This is a genomic window from Acidithiobacillus ferrooxidans ATCC 23270, from assembly GCF_000021485.1.
In the GTDB taxonomy this organism is placed as follows: Bacteria; Pseudomonadota; Gammaproteobacteria; order Acidithiobacillales; family Acidithiobacillaceae; genus Acidithiobacillus; species Acidithiobacillus ferrooxidans.
Genome location: NC_011761.1, coordinates 156,030 through 169,200 on the forward strand (window position 1 = coordinate 156,030; position 13,171 = coordinate 169,200).

At 62.4% G+C, this 13,171-nt stretch carries 14 protein-coding genes; 13 read left to right on the top strand and 1 reads right to left on the bottom strand.

Features of this window, described 5'->3' with window-relative positions:
* The first annotated feature begins 5 nt into the window (after positions 1-5).
* From xth to AFE_RS00885, 12 genes are all read left to right on the top strand, one after another.
* The gene (gene xth / locus AFE_RS00830; protein ID WP_012536003.1) at positions 6-779 is read left to right on the top strand and encodes an exodeoxyribonuclease III; all 774 of its coding nucleotides are present in this window, start codon (positions 6-8) and stop codon (positions 777-779) included.
* Positions 776-1,789: a ferrochelatase gene (gene hemH, locus AFE_RS00835; protein WP_009562604.1), complete on the top strand. Its 1,014-nt coding sequence runs from the start codon at positions 776-778 to the stop codon at positions 1,787-1,789. Before xth ends, hemH begins: the two co-directional genes overlap by 4 nt.
* A 67-nt stretch (positions 1,790-1,856) precedes the next feature.
* Positions 1,857-2,345 carry an FKBP-type peptidyl-prolyl cis-trans isomerase gene (locus AFE_RS00840; protein ID WP_009562607.1) on the top strand — a complete coding sequence of 163 codons (489 nt, stop codon included), beginning with the start codon at positions 1,857-1,859 and terminating at the stop codon, positions 2,343-2,345.
* A 66-nt stretch (positions 2,346-2,411) separates the two neighbouring features.
* Positions 2,412-3,575 carry an anhydro-N-acetylmuramic acid kinase gene (locus AFE_RS00845; protein ID WP_012536004.1) on the top strand — a complete coding sequence of 388 codons (1,164 nt, stop codon included), beginning with the start codon at positions 2,412-2,414 and terminating at the stop codon, positions 3,573-3,575.
* On the top strand, positions 3,556-4,452 hold the full coding sequence (gene aroE, locus AFE_RS00850) for a shikimate dehydrogenase (RefSeq protein WP_009562611.1): 897 nt from the start codon (positions 3,556-3,558) through the stop codon (positions 4,450-4,452). The genes AFE_RS00845 and aroE overlap by 20 nt, the downstream gene beginning before the upstream one ends.
* On the top strand, positions 4,422-6,131 hold the full coding sequence (gene pilB, locus AFE_RS00855; protein WP_012536005.1) for a type IV-A pilus assembly ATPase PilB: 1,710 nt from the start codon (positions 4,422-4,424) through the stop codon (positions 6,129-6,131). Before aroE ends, pilB begins: the two co-directional genes overlap by 31 nt.
* Before the next feature lie 115 nt (positions 6,132-6,246).
* A complete protein-coding gene (locus AFE_RS00860; protein ID WP_236608970.1) occupies positions 6,247-7,863 on the top strand; it encodes a two-component system sensor histidine kinase NtrB in 1,617 nt (538 codons plus the stop codon).
* Positions 7,856-9,211, top strand: coding sequence for a sigma-54-dependent transcriptional regulator (locus tag AFE_RS00865; RefSeq protein ID WP_041645259.1), 1,356 nt, complete (start codon positions 7,856-7,858; stop codon positions 9,209-9,211). The genes AFE_RS00860 and AFE_RS00865 overlap by 8 nt, the downstream gene beginning before the upstream one ends.
* Complete coding sequence (locus tag AFE_RS00870) at positions 9,208-10,008, top strand: prepilin peptidase (RefSeq protein ID WP_012536008.1); 801 nt, start codon at positions 9,208-9,210, stop codon at positions 10,006-10,008. The genes AFE_RS00865 and AFE_RS00870 overlap by 4 nt, the downstream gene beginning before the upstream one ends.
* Positions 10,009-10,623, top strand: coding sequence for a dephospho-CoA kinase (coaE, locus tag AFE_RS00875; protein WP_009562646.1), 615 nt, complete (start codon positions 10,009-10,011; stop codon positions 10,621-10,623).
* A 118-nt stretch (positions 10,624-10,741) separates the two neighbouring features.
* Positions 10,742-11,494, top strand: coding sequence for a cell division protein ZapD (locus AFE_RS00880; RefSeq protein ID WP_009562645.1), 753 nt, complete (start codon positions 10,742-10,744; stop codon positions 11,492-11,494).
* Positions 11,495-11,524: 30 nt separating this feature from the next.
* A complete protein-coding gene (locus AFE_RS00885; RefSeq protein WP_012536009.1) occupies positions 11,525-12,544 on the top strand; it encodes a class 1 fructose-bisphosphatase in 1,020 nt (339 codons plus the stop codon).
* Positions 12,545-12,547: 3 nt separating this feature from the next.
* Here AFE_RS00885 and traT read toward each other — a convergent pair whose 3' ends face one another.
* Positions 12,548-12,751 carry a complement resistance protein TraT gene (traT, locus tag AFE_RS16975; protein ID WP_111122559.1) on the bottom strand — a complete coding sequence of 68 codons (204 nt, stop codon included), beginning with the start codon at positions 12,749-12,751 and terminating at the stop codon, positions 12,548-12,550.
* On the opposite strand from traT, the gene AFE_RS00890 reads away from it, so the two are divergent.
* Positions 12,739-13,164: a ClpXP protease specificity-enhancing factor gene (locus AFE_RS00890; RefSeq protein ID WP_009564520.1), complete on the top strand. Its 426-nt coding sequence runs from the start codon at positions 12,739-12,741 to the stop codon at positions 13,162-13,164. The two genes, traT and AFE_RS00890, sit on opposite strands and share 13 nt — an antisense overlap.
* Positions 13,165-13,171 lie beyond the last annotated feature (7 nt).

Sequence of the window (13,171 nt, forward strand, 5' to 3'; positions counted from 1 at the left end):
TCTTCGTGAAAATTGCGACCTGGAACGTCAACTCCCTCAAGGTACGCCTCCCCCAGGTGTTGGAATGGCTGGGCAGCGAGCAGCCGGATGTCCTTTGTCTGCAAGAGACCAAGTTGGCCGATGCGCGTTTCCCGGTGGCCGAGTTGGCGGATGCCGGTTATCGGGCGCTCTATCACGGTCAACCGACGTATAATGGGGTTGCCATACTGAGCCGCACATCACCCAGTGACGTCCGCTGCGACTGGCCGGATGGCGGCGACGGGCAGGCGCGGCTGTGCGCCGCCAGCTTCGGCGACCTGCGCGTCGTCAACGTCTATGTGCCCAACGGCCAAGCCCTGGACAGCGACAAGTATCCCTACAAGTTGCAATGGCTGGAGCGCCTGCGCGGATTGATCGCCGGAGAATTGCAGGGTTGGCCGCAACTGCTGCTGGTGGGCGACTTCAATATCGCCCCCGATACCCGTGACGTTTACGACGCTGCAGAGTGGGGGGAGGGCATCCTCTGCTCGGCGCCGGAGCGGGCGGCGTTGGGTGCCCTGTTGGAACTCGGGCTGCACGACAGCTACCGCAAGATGCATCCCGACGCGCGGGCGTGGAGCTGGTGGGATTACCGCGCAGCGGCGTTTCGGCGCAATCAGGGCCTGCGCATCGATCTGATTCTGGCTTCATCCCCCGTTCTCTCGCGCACGCGGGAGGTGGTCATCGACCGTGCCGCCCGGGCGGCGGAGCGTCCCTCGGATCACGCACCCGTCTGCATCACGCTGGAGAGCAGCGCGTGATCGGTATTCTGGTCGTCAATCTCGGCACCCCCGATGCGCCCACGGCCCCGGCGGTGCGCCGCTACCTGCGCGAGTTTCTCAGCGATACCCGAGTAGTAGAGCTTCCCAGGATGCTTTGGTGGCCCATCCTGAACGGTCCCATTCTGCGGTTTCGTCCCGCCCGCTCGGCGCGCAATTATGCCAGCATCTGGCTTCCCGATGGATCGCCCCTGATGGTTTACAGTCAGCGCCAGTGCGATGCGCTTCAGGCCCGCTGGGATCGCCAGTTTCCCGGTCAGGTTCGGGTGAAACTGGCCATGCGGTATGGCAATCCCTCCGTCGCAAAGGGCATGGCGGCCTTGCGCGACGCCGGATGTGGCAGGATACTGGTGGTTCCGCTGTATCCCCAATATGCGGCGGCCACCACGGCCTCCACTTTTGATGCGGTTGCCAAAGAATTGCGGAAATGGCGCGAAATCCCCGAGATGCGCATGATTCGAGACTGGCATGCGCATCCCGCCTATATTGGCGCCCTGGCGGACAGCATCCGCGCCTGGTGGCAGGCGCACGGGCAGGCGGAGCGCCTGCTCATCACCTTCCACGGCTTACCGGAAAGCTCCGTCCTGAAGGGCGACCCGTATCGTGCCCAGTGCGAAAAGACCACCGCGTTGCTGGTACAGGCGCTGGGCCTGGCCGATGATCAGTGGGTGCAAAGCTTCCAAAGCCGCTTCGGCGCTGCCAGATGGCTGGAGCCCTATACGGACAGAACCCTCGTCGGGCTGGCGCGCGCCGGTGTGTCCCGTGTGGATGCCGTGTGTCCCGGGTTTGCTGCGGATTGCGTGGAAACATTGCAGGAAATAGCCCTCGAAGGCAAAGAAACTTTCCTCCATGCCGGTGGGCAGGAATTGCGCTATATCCCCGCGCTCAACGATAATCCTCTCTGGATAGCAGCATTCAGCCGGATTCTGGAGCCTCATTGGCGTGATTGGGATGCCCTGGAAAACTTTGCCGTTTCCCCAGAGTCAGGCTAAAATCGAGCCGCACCGCCAATGTAGAACAGCATTTTCCCTCGGCCCTCCAACCTACAGGACTCGCGCCATGATAATCAGCAAAGACAAAGTCGTCACTATCGACTATTCCCTGACCGATGAAGAAGGAGAGCTGATCGACAGCTCTGTGGGGGAAGAACCCCTCGTCTATCTGCATGGCCACCATGGCGTCATCCCCGGTCTGGAGCAGGCCCTGGCGGGGCGTCGTGTCGGCGACAGGCTGGAGGTCTCCATCCCTCCCGAGGAGGGCTATGGTGACTGGGACGAAGATCTGGTGGAAGTGGTGGGTGCCGAAGATTTCGACGACGCCGAAGAGCTGGAGATCGGCACCCAGTTTGAGACCATGACCGAGGATGGCACACGCCTGGCCACGATAATCGACATCGAAGGTGACGAGATTACCGTCGATCTCAATCATCCCCTGGCCGGAATGACCCTGAACTTCGACGTGACGGTGCTGGAAGTACGGGATGCCACCGCTGAAGAGCTGGCCCACGGCCATGTCCATGGTCACGGCGAGCACGACGAGGGTCACTGAGGTGCCGTTGCCGCTCCGGCCGCAGCGCGTTCCGACCCGATAGCCGCCTTGCGTGGCCTGGGGTTGATGTCGGGCACCAGTGCCGATGGTGTGGATGCCGCGGTGCTGGATTTGGCCGTCGCCGGCTGTGGGGGGTATCGGGGCGTTTTCACGCACGCCTTTGAGCCCGCACTGCGCACGGAAGTGCTGGCCGCCAACGGGCCATTGGGTGTCGAGGCGATGGCGCAACTCGACCGACGTCTGGGTGCCTGTTATGCACGGGTGGCCCGAGAGGCCGTGGACCGCTTGGGTCCGGTGGACTTCATCGCCCTGCATGGACAGACCATTCGTCATCAGCCGCGGGGTGAGCCCGGTTTCACGTTGCAAATTGGTGCGGCGGCGGATATCGCGGTGGCCACAGGTCTGACCGTGGTCCACGATTTCCGGCGTACGGATGTGGCAGCAGGGGGGGAGGGCGCACCGCTGGTGCCGCCTTTCCATCAATACTGCTTTCAGGATGAACAACCGCGTCTGGTACTCAATCTCGGTGGCATGGCCAATGTGACCTGGTTGCCGGGTACCGGCGACCCGCGCCCGCTGCTGGCATTCGACTGCGGTCCTGGTAACGTGCTCATGGACGCCGCCGTAGAGTTGTGCAGCGCCGGACAGGCTACCTGCGACGTGGATGGCCGGTTGGCGGCTGCCGGACAGTGCGATGTGGTACGCCTGGAGGAATGGCTGGACCACGTGTTCTTCCGGCAAGCACCCCCCAAAAGCACGGGCCGGGAGACTTTCGGCATGCCGCTGGTGACGCGTTGGTGGTCTTCCTGGCGGGGTTCCGCGGCGGATTTTCTGGCGACACTGACGGCATTGACCGCCGAGTCCGTGGCACGGGCGGTGAGAGCCTGGACACCGGGTGCCGCGGAGATGCTGGTATTCGGCGGTGGGGCCGAAAACCAGGCCCTGATGCAGGCCCTGCAGGACGCCATGAAGGAGACCAGGGTGCTCCACGGCGGCCGGCACAGCGGTATCCCCGGACAGGCCCTGGAGGCGCTGGCCTTTGCCTGGCTGGGCAGCCAGTGCCTGCTGGGGAAGCGCCTGGACCTGGAGCGGGTTACGGGGGCGCAGCACCCCATGATCCTGGGTAATATTCTGCCCGGAGATAACTGGCCGGATCTGCTCGTCCAACTCTCGCAACAGCCGGAAATCACCGCCAGGGAAGGCCCCTATCGTGCCCTCCGCTCAGTCTGACCTCCGGCATTGCTGGCACCCCGACGGAGGCACTTCCGTCTATGGCATTCTGGGGTTTCCTGTCAACCACAGCCTCTCGCCGTGGCTGCATCGTCTCTTCGCGGCGCAGCAGGAACTGGATCTGGTGTATGTGCCTTTTCCGGTGCGCGAAGAGGATATCGCCGTGGCACTGGCCGGTTTGCCGGCGCTCGGGATCCGGGGCGTGAATGTCACGGTCCCGCACAAGGAGGCCGTATTGCCGCTGATGCAGTGGCTCAGCGCGGAGGCGCTGGCCATCGGGGCGGTGAACACCATCTGTTTCACGCCCTCGGGCATGCAAGGGCACAACACCGATGCACCGGGATTTTTGCGGGCGCTGGAACGTGCGACGGGGGACGGCTGGCGGCAGTGTCCGGCGACTGTAATCGGCGCCGGGGGGGCTGCCCGGGCCATCGTCTACGCCCTCGGCCATGCCGGATGTCCGGCGATTTATCTGGCGAATCGCCACCTGCCGCGTGCCGAAGTTCTGGCGGCGCAGTTTCCCGGCCTCCCGGTGCATCCCATCCCGCTGGACCGGGCGGCATTGTCCGCTGTGTTGCCCCGCAGCAGGTTGCTCGTCAACACCAGCACGCGAGGCCTGCACGGCGAGGGCCATCCGGAGCTGGATCTGGCCCGCATGCCCGGGAATGGCAGTGTGTACGATATCGTCTATAACCCATTGGAAACGCCCCTGCTGCAAGCCGCCCGGCAAGCCGGGCTGGGTGCGGTGGATGGGCTGGGTATGCTGGTGGAGCAGGGCGCGGAGAGTTTTCGAATATGGACCGGAACATTGCCGCAGACCGCCGCCGTGGAGGAGATATTGCGTCGATGGCTACAAACCCGGAACACATCTCGTTAACACCAGTATTGCGGGCACTCGTCAGTAACGGTTTAAGCGACGAGGCGCGCTTGCAAAGCCTTGCCGCCGATCCGGCCCGCGGTAAGACGCCGCTGCTGTTTTATGTGGTTGAGAAGGGCGCCGTCCCGGCCGCGGTGCTCATGGCGCACCTTTCCGCGCGCTACAACATGCCCATGCTCGATCTCGACGCAGCGGTGATCGATGCGTTGCTCATCCGCAAGCTCGACAAAGGGCTGATGACCCGCTATCTGGTGCTGCCCTTATCGAAGCATGGGGACACCCTCTACCTCGCCATGGCCGATCCCACGGACTTCAAGGCGGTGGAGGATGTGAAATTTAATTCCGGTTTGCAGGTGATGCCGGTGCTGGTCGAGGCCAATAAACTGGTCAAGGCGGTACATGCTGCGGTCAACAGCTTGCAGGGCGGGATCGACGACGTATTCGTGGATAAGCCGCACGGTGAGGAAGATCCGGAAGAATTCGACCTCGCCCAGGAGAACGACGGCAGTGTCGAGGATGCGCCGGTGGTGCGCTTTGTCCGACAACTGCTGCTGGATGCCATTCAGCGCGAGGTGTCCGATATTCATCTGGAGCCCTATGAAAAGGATTTTCGGGTACGTTACCGCCTCGATGGCGTACTGCAGGACGCGCTGCATCCGCCCGTGGCGTTGCGGGACGGGGTCACCTCGCGCCTGAAGATTCTTTGCCGTCTGGACATTTCCGAGCGACGTCTGCCTCAGGACGGCCGACTGCGCGTCCGCGTGCCCCCGGCCCGGGTCATCGATTTTCGCGTCTCCTTTCTGCCCACCAGTTTCGGCGAAACGGTCGTGCTGCGCCTGCTGGATCCCGCCAGTTCCAGGGTGCCCATCGAGCAACTGGGCTTTTTACCAGAGCAGCGCAAAGCCTTTGAGGACGCCATCCATCGGCCCTACGGCATGATTCTGGTCACCGGGCCCACGGGTTCCGGCAAGACCACGACCCTCTATACCGCCCTGAACATCCTCAACACTGGTGACTGCAACATCAGTACCGCAGAGGACCCCGTGGAAATCCCGGTGTACGGGATCAATCAGGTGAACATCAACGAGCGCATCGGCCTCACCTTCGCCGCAGCCCTGCGCTCCTTCCTGCGCCAGGACCCGGATATCATCATGGTCGGCGAGGTACGCGATCTGGAAACCGCCGAAACCGCCATCAAGGCCGCCCAGACGGGCCATCTGGTATTGGCCACCCTGCACACCAATGATGCTCCACAGAGTCTCACCCGCCTCGAGAACATGGGTATTCCCACCTATAACATCGCCGGCAGCGTACATCTGGTGATGGCGCAGCGACTCGTCCGCAAGCTCTGTCCGCACTGTAAGAAATCCCTGCGCATACCCGAACGGGCCCTGATCGAGGCGGGCTTTGCGCCCGAGGATCTGCAGGGTTGGCGCCCTCTGGGTGCCGTGGGCTGCGAACAGTGCAATAAAACCGGATATAAGGGCCGGATGGGGCTTTATCAGGTGATGCCGGTGAGCGACGCCATGCGCGAAATCATCATGCATGGCGGCACTTCCATCGACTTGGCGCGGCAGGCGGCACAGGAGGGGGTGCTGACCATGCGGCAGAATGGGCTGAAGCGGATCCGGGAGGGCGTGACCAGTCTGGAGGAGGTGCTGCGGGTGACCAATCTTTGATGCCGTCGCGTGGTGTCTGCAGATATGTGGTGCCGGAAGTCACCCACGGAGCGCCGAGGGGTGACCGGCGGACGCACGCCGGCACGGGTAAGGCCCTGCAGGACGGCGCGGCGGGTTGGTACATGACATGGCGGAGATGATGGGTGACTGGCGGCGACTTTGGGGCATCTCCGCCTATCGGTTGCTGATCGCGGCCGCCATCGCCATCCTGGTGCGCTTACCGGCCAGTGAAACCATCATCGATCTGGGAGGGCATGCCGAACTGCTGCACATCCTGACCTTGGTGGCCGCCTTGGTCAGCCTCGTCTACCTGCTGGGACTGCTGTTGCGATGGCCGACACAACCGCGCCGCCACGCCTGGATTCAGGTATCGACGGACACCCTGCTGGTGCTGCTGCTGCTGCATTTCGGTGGCGGTGTCAGCGGTCCCTTCAGCATCCTGCCCTTTCTGCTGCTGGTATCCACGGCAAGTCTCCTGCGCGGCAAAAGCGCTTTTGTTTTCGTGTGGATATTGCTGGCGCTGCTGGTAGGTGAGTCGCTATTCGGCGGGATGACCGCCGTGCATCCGCCCCTCGGTCAGCTTTTCATTTATCTCCTCGCACTGGTAGCGGTGGCGGTACTGGCCGACAGTCTGGTGGCGAGTCTGGAACGTGGCAACCGTCTGGCGCTGCAAAGGGATGCAGAGGTCGTCAATCTGAATGCGTTGAATCAGGAAATCGTGCAGCATATGGATGTGGGCGTTTTTGTGCTGGATCGGCAAAGTCGCGTGGTGCTCAGCAACCCCGTGGCACGGATGCTTTCGGGTTACCGGAAATGGACCTCCAGGCCTATCGCCATCGGCGTAGTGCAGCCGCGTCTGGCCATGATGCTACGACAGGCCGCGGCCAACGACAGCGAGATGGTGATCACGACAAGCGGGCGTGACCCAACTCTGCAGGACAGCGCCCTGACCCTGCTGGTGCGCAGGATCGCCCTGCCCGACAGCTCCTACCGGCTGCTCCTCCTCCGTGATGCATCCGCACTGCGTGCCCGGGAACGAGAAGCGCAACTGGCGGCGCTCGGTCGTCTGGCGGCCAATATCGCCCATGAGATCCGTAATCCTCTCAGCGTGATTCGCCACGCCGGCAACCTTCTCGCTGAGCGCATGGACGACCCCGCTTCACAGCATCTTTTGGATATTCTGGAACGGGAGACGGTACGCATCAATGCCATCGTCGAATCGGTGCTGGAGATGGCCCGTCCGAGTCCGGCACATTCCGAACCCATTTCCTTGCGGAGCTGGTTACCGATGCTCACTGCCCAGTTGCAGGCGGATCCATTGTTGGCACCCATGAGCATTGTCATCGGTGAAATCTCGCCGCAGCTTACGGTTTATGCCGATCCCGCGCAGTTGCGGCGGGTGTTCTGGAATCTGCTGCATAACAGTGCGCAGTACGGCGTGGCGGAAGATGCTACGATGCGTGTCGAAATCGATGCCGTCCCCGAGGACGAAGGGAGCATCATGGTGACGCTGCGGGATTTTGGACCGGGCGTAAAGGCGGAAGTGATGGAGCGCATTTTTGAGCCGTTTTTTACCACCAACCCCCGAGGTACCGGGCTGGGTTTATCCATGGTGCGGGAACTGCTGCGCATCAACGACGGGCGCATAACCTGTGAAAATCACCCGCAGGGCGGCGTACTGTTCCGGATTTTTCTGCCCCGCAGGGGGTGGGCGGAGAGGCGTGATGGCTGACTATTCCGTATTGCCGCCCGCCCTGATCGTAGATGACGAGCCGGGCATCGTCGAACTGCTGGGCATTACGCTGCAGGGTATGGGGATCGCTGTCACGGGCGCATATTCCCTTGCAGAAGCCCGCGCCCGCCTCGCCGAAGGCGCCCCTTCTTTATGTCTGAGCGATCTGCGTTTGCCCGACGGTTCCGGTCTTGATCTGGTCCGCCGTTTGCGCGAGTTGTATCCACAAGTGCCGGTCGCCGTGATTACGGCCTATTCTTCCGCCGATGGTGCCGTCGAAGCGATGCAGGCAGGGGCCTTCGATTACATGGCCAAGCCCATCGAACTGGCGCGTCTGCGGCGATTGATATCCCAGGCCGTTGATCTCAGCCGCCTGTCCCCGGCGGGCCTGGGCGGCACGCAACGACTGGTCGGCGATGCTCCGGTCATGCAGCGGTTGCGCGACGATATCCGCCGAGTAGCGCGGAGTAACGCGCCGGTACACATCACCGGTAAGTCCGGTACGGGCAAGGAACTGGCCGCACGCGCCATTCACGCCTCGGGACCCCGTCACGACAAGCCCTTCGTGGCCGTCAACTGCGGCGCCATTCCCGAGGGATTGGTGGAGAGTGAACTGTTCGGTGCCGAAAAGGGGGCTTATTCCGGTGCCGTACAGCGTCGCGAAGGACTCTTTGCGGCGGCCAACGGGGGCACTATTTTTCTGGATGAGATCGGCGATCTGCCGATGATGATGCAGGTCAAGCTGCTGCGGGCCATTCAGGAACGGGCCATTCGCCCCCTGGGCGCGGCGCGGGAAATCTCCCTGGACCTGCGCTTCATTTCCGCCACCCACCGTGACCTGCAGGAAATGGTTGCGGCCGGAAAGTTTCGTCAGGATCTCCGGTATCGTCTGGATGTGGTAAGACTCCATATGCCGGCCCTGCGGGAACATCCGGAAGACATCCCGCAACTGGCAGAGGTGATTCTGCAACGTATCGGCGTGGCACCGCAGGATATTCCAGCGCTGCTGTCCCCAGGCACTTTGGAGCGGCTGGGTAGTTACGCCTTCCCCGGCAACGTTCGCGAGTTGGAAAACTTTCTGGAGCGGAGCCTTGCCCTCAAGCAGGAAGGGATGCTGCTCGACGAAGGGATGTCCTCCCCCGCCGGCCCGGTGTCAAAAAGCAACGGGCCGGCGTTGGCACCGGTAATCGCCGTACCGGCCGCTTTTGACGCGGCGGAGGCCGCATTGCTGCGGCAGGTGCTCGATCAGGCCGAAGGGGATCGGCGTCATGCCGCCGTTCTGCTGGGGATCAGTCTGCAGTCGCTGGATCTGCGGCTGCACCGATTATTCCCGGAGGGTGACGCATGACGCAGACCCTCCTGGGGGCGGCCTATGTCCTGACCACGCTGCTCGGCCTGCTCGTGGGCAGTTTTTTGAACGTGGTGGTACACCGGGTGCCCCGCCGCGAATCCATCATTCATCCCGCGTCCCACTGCCCACACTGTGGCCATGTGTTGCGCCCTTGGGAAAATATCCCGGTCCTGAGCTGGATGGCGCTGCGTGGCCGTTGCCATGCCTGCGGCGAGTCCATTGCCTGGCGTTATCCGGCGCTGGAACTGCTGAGCGGACTGGCCAGCCTGGTGGTGGTCTGGCAATTGGGCCTGACCTGGCGTCTGCTTCCCGCCCTGGTATTCACCTGGGCACTGCTGGCGCTGACCATGATCGATCTGGAGACACAGCTTCTGCCTGATCGTCTTACCAAACCGGGTATGTTGGCCGGGCTGCTGCTCAACGGGTCGGCACTTTTCTGGCCCGGGCTGGCGCTGGTAACGCCCCTGGACGCCTTGCTCGGTATGATCATCGGCTACGGTAGCCTGTGGTTGCTGGCTACCGTGTACTATAGGATCGCAGGACGTCACGGCATGGGGGGAGGGGATCTCAAATTGCTCGGCATGATCGGTGCGTGGCTGGGCTGGCAGGCCGTATTCCTGACCCTGTTTATCGCCGCCCTGGGCGGCGGACTGGTTGCTCTGGGTTTTCTGCTGGGTGGCAAGGGACGGGACTATGCCATGCCCTTCGGTCCTTATCTGGCGCTGGGGGGTTGGCTCATGCTGCTGTGGCCACAAGCCATCCTTTCCGGTTACCTGCACCTGCTGGGTTCCTGAATGGCGCTGCGGATCGGTCTGACGGGGGGAGTGGCCTGCGGCAAAAGCACGGTCGCCGAGATGCTCAAAGCGGCTGGCGCCCATGTGCTGGATGCCGATGTCATTGCGCGCGAACTGGTGGCTCCGGGCAGCCCTGCCCTGCGGGCCATCATCGCCCATTTTGGCCCGGCCTTTTCCGCCCCGGGGGGTGGGCTGGATCGTGCGGCGTTGCGCGCCCGCATTTTTGCGGACCCGGCGGCGAAAACCTGGCTGGAAGCCCTTCTCCATCCCCTTATTCGGGCCACTTTCATGACGGCCAGCGCCGCGTTGGCCGAACAGCATCCGCAAACGCCGCTGGTCTGGGTGGTGCCGCTGCTGGTCGAAAATGACTATCGCCCATTGCTGGATCAGGTGCTGGTGGTCGATTGTCCCCGCTCCGTACAAGTGGAGCGCCTGCGCGCCCGTCCTGGCTGGACAAAGGAACAAGTCACCGCGGTGCTGGCGGCGCAATGTGATCGTGCCGCGCGTAATGCGGCTGCCGACTGGATCATTACCAATGAGGGCACCCTGACCGAGCTGCAAACCCAGGTGGGTCTCTATCTTCGTCATTTGCGTGGAACCGGACGATTTGCTTAGGGAAAGCGCCTGTGGCACCCTGACGGGACGTTGCCCGAAAATGGTGCATGCGACCGCTGCCTGGCGTTGGGGCCCGCGGTCGCGTGCGGCGGCAGCGGCTTCTGAATGAGGTTACGGCATGGCCGTTTACGAACACCCGCTCCATGAACGCGCCCGCCTGCTGCTGCGTCTGGAAAGCGTCTTTGCACAACTACAGCAGGGGCCGGCCGATGCTGGCTGCCTGCGTAACGCCCTGCGCGCCTATAATGAACTGCTGGATTTTTGCAGCCGCCCGGAGTTGCGCCTGGATCTCATTCTGGAGCTGGAGCGTCTGGCCCAGAGCCTTGCCATCTGGTCGCAGAGTCCCGAGGCGGACGAAGGCCCTTTGCGCGCCTGGCAGTTTCGCATAGACCTGCAACTCAAAGCGCTGCGCGAGTATCGCGAACCCTTCGGGCAACTGTTGCGCCACCAGGATATCATCCAGCTTGCACGGGGCAGGATGGGGGTGGCCGGAGGTCTCGCCGACTGTGATCTGCCGGTTCTGGCCTTCTGGAAATATCAGCCCCCCGAGCGTATCGCGGGACTCCTGCGGGGTTGGCGGGAGAGTCTGTCGATCTTGCAGGATAGCACCGATCTGATCCTCGCCTTGCTGCGGGACTCCTGCTCGTGGTCCGGCGTGGAAGCCCCGGAGGGGCGTTATGGCGCGCTTCTGGACGCACGCCATCCGCCTTCCCTGATCTGCCTGGAGTTGTCGGATCGTGCGGATTACTATCCCAAAATCAGTGGGGGTATCCATCGTTTTCACATCCAGTGGCTGCCATGGTTGGACCAGGGAACGGCGCGCGCGATAGAATCCACCATAAAATTTCGCCTGGGACTCAGTGCCCTCTGACCTCTTCACTCTTTTGTAAAGGATTCCGGCATGCACATCGGTACCACCCTCAGCCAGTTCATCATTGAAGAAACCCGTCTTTATCCCGGTGCCTCCGGCGACTTCGCCGGGTTACTCAACGATCTCACCACTTCCTGCAAGTTTATCGGCGCCCAGGTCTACCGTGGCGCGCTGGTGGGGGCGCTGGGCAGCGCCGGCACCGACAACGTCCAGGGGGAGGTGCAGAAAAAGCTGGACATCATCTCCAATGAGGCCATTCTCAAATCCATGGACTGGACGGGGCATCTGGCCGGCATGGCCTCCGAGGAGATGGATGACCCCTATCCCATCCCCCGCAACATCCCGCGCGGCAAGTATCTGCTGCTTTTTGATCCGTTGGACGGTTCCAGCAATACCGATGTCGGCATCAGCGTGGGGACCATTTTCAGCATCCTCAAGGCGCCGGTGGCGGGGCGCGATGCGGAACTCGCCGATTTCCTGCAGCCCGGCGTCGAACAGGTCTGCGCGGGCTACGCCCTGTACGGCTCCAGCAACATGCTGGTATACAGCACCGGCTACGGGGTCAATGGCTTCACCCTCGATCCTTCCATCGGTGAATACATCCTGACCCACAACCAGATGCGTATTCCGGAGGATACCAGTGAATACGCGATCAATATGAGCAATCACCGGCACTGGCAGAAGCCGGTACAGCGTTATATCGACGAACTCAATCAGGGTACGGATGGGCCTCGCCAACGTGATTTCAATATGCGCTGGGTGGGTTCCATGGTGGCGGATGTGCATCGCATCCTGTGTCGGGGCGGTATTTTCCTGTACCCCTTCGATCAGCGCGACCCGAAGAAGCCGGGCAAGCTGCGCCTGCTCTATGAGGCCAATCCCATGTCCTATCTGGTGGAGCAGGCGGGTGGCGCGGCCAGCACGGGCACGACCCGCATCCTGGATATCGTCCCCCAGGGTCTGCACCAGCGCATCCCCGTGATTCTCGGCGCCAAAAATGAGGTGGAGCGGGTAGTGGCTTACCACCAGGGGTCATTTGTTATCCCGTAAAATCTACAGGATGCCGGAAAGGCTGTGGACCAGTTGACCCTGCAGGGGAGGTAAGGCTTCCTTGAAGTCCGGATTGACCTTGTTGGCGGTGGAGACGATACGGGTCCGGACTTCAGGGACGTGGGCCAGGTGTTGATTGGTCTTGAGAATTTTCGAAAACCGTCTATAAACGGTTTTAGGAGTCTGGAACAGACATGGGGGAAAAATTGCTACCTGAAAGTGCCAAGTCTTATCTGCTCAATGCCGTCTATCAGTGGTGCGTGGACCAGGGGCACACACCCTATATCCTGGTAGTGGTGGCCTACCCCGGAGTATCTGTCCCGAGCGGCTATGAAAAGGATGGACGGATGATTCTCGATGTCTCTCCGCGCGCCTGCCACGGTCTCCGCATGGCGGACGACTGGATTTCCTTCAATGCCCGCTTCGGCGGGGTGGCGCGGACCGTAGACGTACCCATGGCGGCGGTAGCGGCGATATACGCCGCAGAAACGCAGGAAGGAATGGGCTTTGCCGATCCGGAAATTCCGTCCGCGCCGCCGCCTTCTTCGGCGGGCGGCGGTGCAGAGAACGCGGAGACTTCCGGGAAGCGTGAGCGTCCCGCACTGCGAGTGGTGAAGTGAAGCCCGC

Excerpts from the sequence above, each read along its gene's own strand:
- AFE_RS00840 (WP_009562607.1), top strand. The coding sequence starts at position 1,857 with ATGATAATCAGCAAAGACAAAGTCGTCACTATCGACTATTCCCTGACC.
- coaE (WP_009562646.1), top strand. The coding sequence starts at position 10,009 with ATGGCGCTGCGGATCGGTCTGACGGGGGGAGTGGCCTGCGGCAAAAGC.
- AFE_RS00890 (WP_009564520.1), top strand. The coding sequence starts at position 12,739 with ATGGGGGAAAAATTGCTACCTGAAAGTGCCAAGTCTTATCTGCTCAAT.
- AFE_RS00880 (WP_009562645.1), top strand. The coding sequence starts at position 10,742 with ATGGCCGTTTACGAACACCCGCTCCATGAACGCGCCCGCCTGCTGCTG.
- AFE_RS00870 (WP_012536008.1), top strand. The coding sequence starts at position 9,208 with ATGACGCAGACCCTCCTGGGGGCGGCCTATGTCCTGACCACGCTGCTC.
- AFE_RS00845 (WP_012536004.1), top strand. The coding sequence starts at position 2,412 with ATGTCGGGCACCAGTGCCGATGGTGTGGATGCCGCGGTGCTGGATTTG.
- AFE_RS00865 (WP_041645259.1), top strand. The coding sequence starts at position 7,856 with ATGGCTGACTATTCCGTATTGCCGCCCGCCCTGATCGTAGATGACGAG.
- pilB (WP_012536005.1), top strand. The coding sequence starts at position 4,422 with ATGGCTACAAACCCGGAACACATCTCGTTAACACCAGTATTGCGGGCA.
- AFE_RS00885 (WP_012536009.1), top strand. The coding sequence starts at position 11,525 with ATGCACATCGGTACCACCCTCAGCCAGTTCATCATTGAAGAAACCCGT.